6 protein-coding genes are annotated in these 7476 nt (G+C 48.8%); 3 read left to right on the plus strand and 3 right to left on the minus strand.

Annotated features, from left to right (window positions below):
• Complete coding sequence (locus tag JF818_RS13595; protein WP_198892521.1) at nucleotides 1–1512, minus strand: 4Fe-4S binding protein; 1512 nt, start codon at nucleotides 1510–1512, stop codon at nucleotides 1–3.
• 112 nt (nucleotides 1513–1624) lie between these two features.
• Here JF818_RS13595 and JF818_RS13600 point away from each other — a divergent pair, with 112 nt between their 5' ends.
• From JF818_RS13600 to JF818_RS13610, 3 genes are all read left to right on the plus strand, one after another.
• Complete coding sequence (locus JF818_RS13600; protein ID WP_198892522.1) at nucleotides 1625–2821, plus strand: serpin family protein; 1197 nt, start codon at nucleotides 1625–1627, stop codon at nucleotides 2819–2821.
• Nucleotides 2822–2885: 64 nt separating this feature from the next.
• Nucleotides 2886–4208: an MFS transporter gene (locus tag JF818_RS13605; RefSeq protein WP_198892523.1), complete on the plus strand. Its 1323-nt coding sequence runs from the start codon at nucleotides 2886–2888 to the stop codon at nucleotides 4206–4208.
• Nucleotides 4205–5407: a 1-acyl-sn-glycerol-3-phosphate acyltransferase gene (locus tag JF818_RS13610; RefSeq protein WP_198892524.1), complete on the plus strand. Its 1203-nt coding sequence runs from the start codon at nucleotides 4205–4207 to the stop codon at nucleotides 5405–5407. The genes JF818_RS13605 and JF818_RS13610 overlap by 4 nt, the downstream gene beginning before the upstream one ends.
• On the opposite strand, the gene JF818_RS13615 is transcribed toward JF818_RS13610, so the two are convergent.
• Nucleotides 5400–6071, minus strand: coding sequence for a 1-acyl-sn-glycerol-3-phosphate acyltransferase (locus JF818_RS13615; RefSeq protein WP_198892525.1), 672 nt, complete (start codon nucleotides 6069–6071; stop codon nucleotides 5400–5402). The two genes, JF818_RS13610 and JF818_RS13615, sit on opposite strands and share 8 nt — an antisense overlap.
• A gap of 37 nt (nucleotides 6072–6108) precedes the next feature.
• A complete protein-coding gene (locus JF818_RS13620; RefSeq protein ID WP_233067885.1) occupies nucleotides 6109–7296 on the minus strand; it encodes an MFS transporter in 1188 nt (395 codons plus the stop codon).
• Nucleotides 7297–7476 lie beyond the last annotated feature (180 nt).

Consider the following 7476-nt stretch of genomic DNA (forward strand, 5'->3'; position numbering starts at 1 on the left):
TTACTCAAGGATCTTCAGCTTCACCTCACTAAAACTCAATCCCTGTGACTCAGCAATCACCTTGATGCTCTCACGCGTGTTCTCCACTGTTCCCAGGATTGACTCTATCAGGGAAAGACTGTAACCAGCATCCAGCACTTCCTGTACCGTGGTCTTGCCGGTGATCTCAAGGGCAGGTGCGGGTATTACTACACTCGTATCAACGGTAAGTTCTATTGCAGCTTCTTTTATTTGCGGAAAACGAGGATCAGCTGACTTTCCTTCACGCTCCAACACGCGCACTGCACTGGTGGGCAGCAAGGTTCCCTCTTCAGCTGTGAATGGAATCCCGGTGTATACCGATACAAAAAGCCTGATGGAATCAGTTCCAACCTCTGTTCCCTCAGGGATGGAACCTGCCCAGATTTCCTCAAGGGAGCCAAGACGCATCGTTCCCTCTTCTACGCCAAATGCATCCAGAAGTATGGGAATAGGCACGGGGAAAGCCTTCGCCACATCTTCAAAAGTATAGCTTCCTCGGATATCTTCTGGATTTGGTGCTCCTGCAAAATCCCCTTCCTTCAACAGTGTCGGTTGTTTGCTGCTGGAGGTTCTCCAGAGTCCAAGCACCATGGAGAGCATGATACCGCCAACGATTACCAGAACCGTGATGATACCGATTCGCCGTATGGAAATACCTTGTTGTTTCTTGGTGACGGAAGTGATCACGGTATCAGAGACAGGACATGCATCTTCACTGGTACAGGCCATGCAGGAGATACACTGACCTGAGGAAACCACCTCATTTCCTGCTACATCAATGTTCATCGGGCAGGCTCTATTGCAAGCAGAACAGTTGATGCAAAGATCTTTGTTCCTTCGTATCTTGAAGATCCTTATCTTGTTGAAAAGCCCAAGGAAGGCACCATAGGGACAGGCATACTTGCAGAAAGGACGCTCCACGAAGAGTGAAAGCAAAATAATTATGAATAATATAACAAGTCCAGCAAGTGCAAACTCTCGATGAATGAGAGAGAAGAGCGCATAGTATGGGTCATAGGGTTGAAAAACCAAGGTCGCAGAGAGGGCGGTCATGACCAAGATCCATACAAGGACACCATAACGCAGGAATCGTAGGTAACGGTCGATACGCTTTGGTACGAATGTGTTGTACCGCTTTGGAAAGAGCCGTCTTCCAAGCTTCCCGATCCACTCCTGAAATGTCCCAAACGGACAAACCCAGGAACAGATGACCGGTCCAAAGAGAACCGCAAGGAGTACGGATAGGGATGCAAGCACTACCGAGGATTCATGAATCTTTCGAATCAGGATACCATCCTTGATAAGGGTCCACAGCGTTACCACCCCGCCAAAGGGGCATATTGCATGAAGGGAAACTGTTTCCATGGAAAATGGTAGCGTAAATCCATTTGCTACCGCTTCACTCAAGGAAATTACCGTAACCACCCAAAGAAAGAAAACCAGTTGCACAATTTTCCGTATTCGTTGCACTTTTCCCCGTGACTGTTTCATATACTCTCCTCCGTTCATACAGGAGTAGTGTTCCCTCTAGTTTTGTGCTTTGTGTGTGCTCTTGCTTCACATTGGGTAAAACCATGGTACACTCTGGATAAGGAGTCTATGCATGCGCAAAATCGTATTACTGTTTTTGATCCTCTTGGCCACAGGGTCCCTCATTGCCCAACCCTTGCAAGAAACGCCCCCTTCCAAGTCATTCAGTGAAGTAGCGAGTACCTTCTCAGATGGTCTCTTCTTTGCCGGCTACCAGCAGGGAGGCAACCGCATGATCAGCCCGCTTTCTGCCCTGCTTGCCCTTTCCATGACCATGAATGGTGCCGTAGGGGAAACCAAAAGCGAAATGCTTAACGTCCTCACCGATTCAAACTATACTCCCGAGGCACTGAACCAGGAAAGTGAAACGTACCTGCATTCCATCAATCAAGAGAGTGTATTGGATATTTCCAACAGCATCTGGATGAATGAAGCGTTCCAGATCTCACCGGTGTTCCTCGATTCGATCAGGACAAACTACCAAGGAGTTGCTCAGTCCCTTGACTTCCAGAACCCCTCCAGTGCAGGAATTATCAATGCATATGTAAAGAAAGCCACCCGAGGGGCAATTGCGGACATAATAGACCGCACCTCGCCTGATATGCTTATGTATCTTATCAATACCATTGCATTCAAGGATGACTGGAAAGAACAGTTTTCTGGCAGTGATACCAGGAATGGCACATTCTTCGGTGAACACGAAAAGAAAACGGTCCCTTTCATGAACCAGGAAAAACAGTTCCCGTACCTTGGAGGGGATGACTATCAGTTCATCGTCCTCCCCTATGCCAATGAGCGGTACTCCTTTGTGGCGATCTTGCCGGATACATCAGTACCTATCAGGTCCTTCCTTGCCAAGTACGAGGATAGGCCATTCAGCCAGATGCTTTTTAACTGGGTAGAGAAGAGTGAAAAAACTTTGGTGAAGTTGAGCCTTCCCAAATTTGAGAGCCGATACCAGGAAAGTCTGGTCTCCACGCTTAATACCATGGGAATGAAAAAAGCCTTCACCCCAGGTGTTGCCGATTTCTCTGCCATGCTCGGCAAAGCTCAGGCTCCTCTCCATATCGATGAGGTACTGCACAAGAGTTTCATTCGTGTAGACGAGGAAGGCACTGAAGCCGCAGCGGTTACCGCTGTCATGATACGAGTAACGAGCTTCATGCCCAGGGAATCGGTAGAGATGCGACTCAACCGGCCATTCTTCTATGCCATATTGGATATGCAGGAAGAGATCCCTCTATTCATGGGAATCCTGGACACCCCGTAAATTTAGGTTGAGAAACCCCAAGAGCCACTGTACTCTCATTGCAAAGAGGGAGGATACCATTCCCATGCTGACTAGACGTACAAAATTAGGGTTCGGTGTAGGTGACCTTGGGGGAAACCTATTTTTTACCATTATCGGTTTCTATCTGCTCTACTACTTTACCGATATCCTCTCCCTCGCTCCTGCCCTTGCAGGAACAGCCTTGATGATCGGCAAAATATGGGATGCAATCACAGATCCCATCACTGGGTACCTCTCTGATAGAACCCGTACAAGGTATGGGAGAAGACGCCCATACATGGTGGTCGGGGCAATCATCTCATTCTTCTGCATGGGCCTGATTTTCACACCTGTGGAACTCTCCAGCCAGATGAAGCTATTCATCTATGTCACGTTTCTCTACTGCCTGCTCAATACAGCATACACCCTGGTAAATATCCCTTATGCAGCCCTGCTCCCCGAGCTCACCGATGACTACCATGAGCGCACCATATTGACCGGGTACAGGATGAGCTTCGCTGTCATGGGGACATTTGTGGGTGCTGCGCTGGTAATGCCCATCGTTAACCTCTTTCCAGAGGTTCCCCTTGGCTGGTCCATGATGGGAACCTTTATGGGCGCTGTTATGCTTATCTCCACGATGGCAACGGTTTTTGCAATCCACGAACCGAAAGCCATCAAGGGCCAGGAACAGGCAGGGTTCATCTCCACCTTCACTGGTGTTCTGAAGGACCGTGTATTTCTCTCGGCCCTGCTTCCTTGGACCTTTTTCATTACCGGTACCAGCATGATTCAGGGAGCTCTTGTCTACTACTTTACCTACATCTTCGGCAATGAGGGACTATTCCAGCTTGCCTTGATCGCGCTGCTCTCCTTCAGTTTGCTCTGTATTCCCCTCTGGGTACGGATAGCCCATAAAATTGGCAAGAAACAGTGCTATATGATCGGTATGGGAATCATGAGTGCTTGTGTATTGGCCTTCAGCTTGCTTGGACAGTACCTGGGACCCATCTATGGTGTGATTATCATGGGAGCAGCCGGGGTCGGACTCTCTACACATTATGTGATGCCCCATGCAATTCTTCCTGACGTGGTTGAGTACGATTCGATCAAGCACCACAGCGGAAGAAGGGAGGGGGTGTTCTCCAGTCTTTGGACTTTCTCCAGCAAGATAGGACAAGCGTTTGCCTTGGCACTCAATGGATGGGTACTGGCACTTTTCGGGTATCAGAGCGGCCAGGTCTCAGATCTGGCAATGAAAGGAATCATCATTGTCTCCGGCCCACTTCCTCTGCTTTGGTATCTTCTTGGCTTGTTTATTCTCAGGAAATACCCTATCGACCAAGCATACTATGAGAAAATGCTGGAGAAGAAGGAGGTACGGTGAAAGCACTGAAAGTCCCTCCTTTCCCAGAACCCCAATTCAGTAAGCCGGTATTCCATCTCAGCAGAATGATCATCCGTCCATATCTCCATCTTGCTATGGGTGTGAGGGGTATTACCACCATACACAGGGAATACTTGAAGGAAGCCCTCTCATCCCCCTACCCTGTAATCCTCGCATTCCGTCATACAGCAAAAGAGGATGCTCCGGTCCTGCTTGCAGCCGTCAAGGAGAGCCATTTGCGGTTTCTCTATGGACGTGATGTTCTCTATTGGGCTGGTAAGGCGACACAGTTTCTTTTTCCCCGTCTTGGTTTCATTGCCGTTCAGAACCGAAGCGCGAACAAGGAGGGGATGCAATACCTGAGGAATGAATTGGCCAGCCCCAGGTATCCCCTTGCCTTGGCACCAGAGGGCCAAGTGACCTATCACATGTATCAGGTATCAAAATTACAGACAGGGATTGCAAGTATGGCAATGTGGGCGATGGAAAGCGCAGGAGGGGTTACCATACTCCCCCTTTCGATCGGATATCGATATGCAAATGCCAGTGAAGATTGGGTATCATCATTGCTGGAAAGATGGGAACAACTAAGTGGTCTGACCGTTAAGGGAGATACACTTGCAGGGCAAATCACCAATGCCATGGAGAGTATGCTCAGCGAGATAGCAAGGACCTATTCTTTGGAAGACAATCCCCATCACTCCTTTACGCAACGAAGGGATATGATCTGTGAAGGATTGCTCTCTCTTGCCGAAGCAGAAGCTGGCCTGCAAGATGCCCAAGGCTCCATCATTGACAGGCTCTATCGGGTTCGCTTCACAGGCAGTGATACGCTCTTCACCAGGGATAGTTCTTTCGAGGAAAAGGAGAATGCAAAACGGTACCTCGTGAAGAACCAGATTGTTGATCTCCTTGAGTATCTTGATCCAGCATATCTAGAAGGTACGTACCAAACAGGGAGAGCGGCAGAGAGTGCCTTGAACCTCCTTGACTTGGTGAACAGAATGCAGGGAGGCACGATCGATACACGGTACTCACCGAGTGGAAAGCAAGCATACCTACAGATGGGGAAGCCTCTTCACTATAAAGCTGAATCGCTCTCCACGCTTGGAAGAAAGTCACAACAGAAGCAAATACTCCTCACCGTCTGTGATGCGCTACAGGCATGCAGTGAGGAGCTGGAACATCTGCTTAGTTAATGGTCTGGGTAAGGGTGAATTCAATCGGTTTACCCTGGTAGTATCCCCGTCTCTCATCGGGCATCAGGGCAGCAAGGTGCAGCATAATCTCATCGCCAAGCTTATCCCTTGTTTCTGCGTCCAATCGACCACCCTTCTGGATAATCTCAAAGGGCTTACCTACTTTGATCGTAATGACCGTTCTTTTTAGGCGCTTCATATTGGCTTTGGTCTTCTCGAAGCCCATAACTGCTACAGGGATCATGGGAGCATTCTTCTTGTGTGCGATGAATGCAACACCACCCTTTCCCCTCTGGAGTGTCCCATCCTTGCTCCGGGTGCCCTCAGGAGCTATGGCCAGGATGTGGTTCTGGTCGAGGATATTGAAACAGGCATCCATGGTAGCACGGCCCATGTTCTCCCGATCCACAGGAATACTTCCCCAGGTTTCCATCAGGTATGCCATGAATTTGCTCTCCCAAAGCTCTTGCTTAGCTATGGCATGGAGCTTCCTCGGCTGTAGATACCCATAGAGCATGGGGCCCTCAAGGTTTGATGTGTGGTTCACCATCATCAGAAGTGGTCCCTCCATGGGGACCTTATTCAGCTCACTGCGATCAATTTTGAAACAAACTCGAAAAAAGGCACGCAGCAAGGCATTGATCATTCTCTCACTCATTTTCATTGGTCCATAGTAGCAGAGAGAGGGTCCACTGCCAAGCTTATCGCTTGCGTATCAGGACCCAGATATAGGCAAAAACCAAGAGTGTTGCCGCTATTGCCATTAAGGTGAATGAGAGCAAGAGGGAGTGGGTGCTTCCGATCAGGCCAACCAGGGGGAAGATCATGATCATGAACAGGCTGTATGCCATGCTCTGGAAGCTGAGAATAGTAGCCCGAAACCTGGAAGGTATGAGCTTGTTCAAATAGCTGCTGATCGTAGGAGCCAACAAGCCTTCCATACAACCAAGAATGACATAGAAAGCCATGGTATAGGGTGTGAGGGCAATCCCCCAAAGGCAGAGTGCAAGAAAGATGGGACAGGCAACAAGGATTCCTTTCTCATTGATCTTTCTCTCGATTCGATGGGCATTGAAAGAGAAGAATGCGGCCAACATTGCGTGTGCTGCATAGGCATACCCTATGGCATCAGGGAGGTACCCTTGGTCAGTCCAGAAGTTCTGTAAATAGAAGAAAAGACTGATCATGAAAGCGAACAAGGACTCACTGAAGACAATAAGGAAGGCAATACGGGGTGTTTCCCGAAATACTTTCACACTTGAGAAAATCTGGGACTTCAGGGAGTTCAGGATTCCAGAGAATAGTCCGCTTCTTGGTTCCTTCTCTATCTCGGGTTCCTTGAAGAACAGTGCCAGCAGGAAGGCAAGAAGATTGGTCAGGATGGTAAGCGAGAATGCATAGCTGTAGTCGAGGGTGGCAAGCAATCCACCTACCAGGAACGCAACCACCGAGCATGATTGATAGAGCAGTTCATCCAATCCTTTTACCCTTAGATAAGAAGACTCCTGTCCATCGAGCAGCAGTGAGTCATAGAGCAAGGCATCCCCTGCCCCGGACTCGAGATTATATCCGAGTGCACTGCAGATGAACCCCACTACCTGGAGAGGGAAGGTGGGGGCAAGAAACATGATGGCAAGGCTTAGCGCACCGAACAACCTGCCTGAGAGGCGGCTTACTTTTCTTCCCCAGATGTCGGCAACCGAACCTGTGGGAACTTCCATCAGGAAACTGGTAACATGGAAGATTGCCTCCAAGAGACCAAGCTGCACCAAGGAGAAGCCTTTTGACGCAAGATACATCATCCAAAGCCCATGGGTAAAGGAGAGGTTCATCAACGCAGTGAACCCGTAGGAAAGTGGAATATTCCTTCTGTACCTTATCAATTTCATCATTTCTCTCCCCAAACCTTGTCTATCATAGACTCGCGTAGGGTCGAGTGCAAGGAGATAGACCAAAAAAGAATTGAGATGCAACACAGAGAAATATTTTTATGGTACCATTAAGAAAAGAGGAGTTTGGACATGGAAACACGGTATTTTGAAACATTGGACATTCACGCATCCCTTCTT

It is taken from the genome of Sphaerochaeta sp. S2 (genome assembly GCF_016406725.1).
Classification (GTDB): Bacteria; Spirochaetota; Spirochaetia; order Sphaerochaetales; family Sphaerochaetaceae; genus Sphaerochaeta.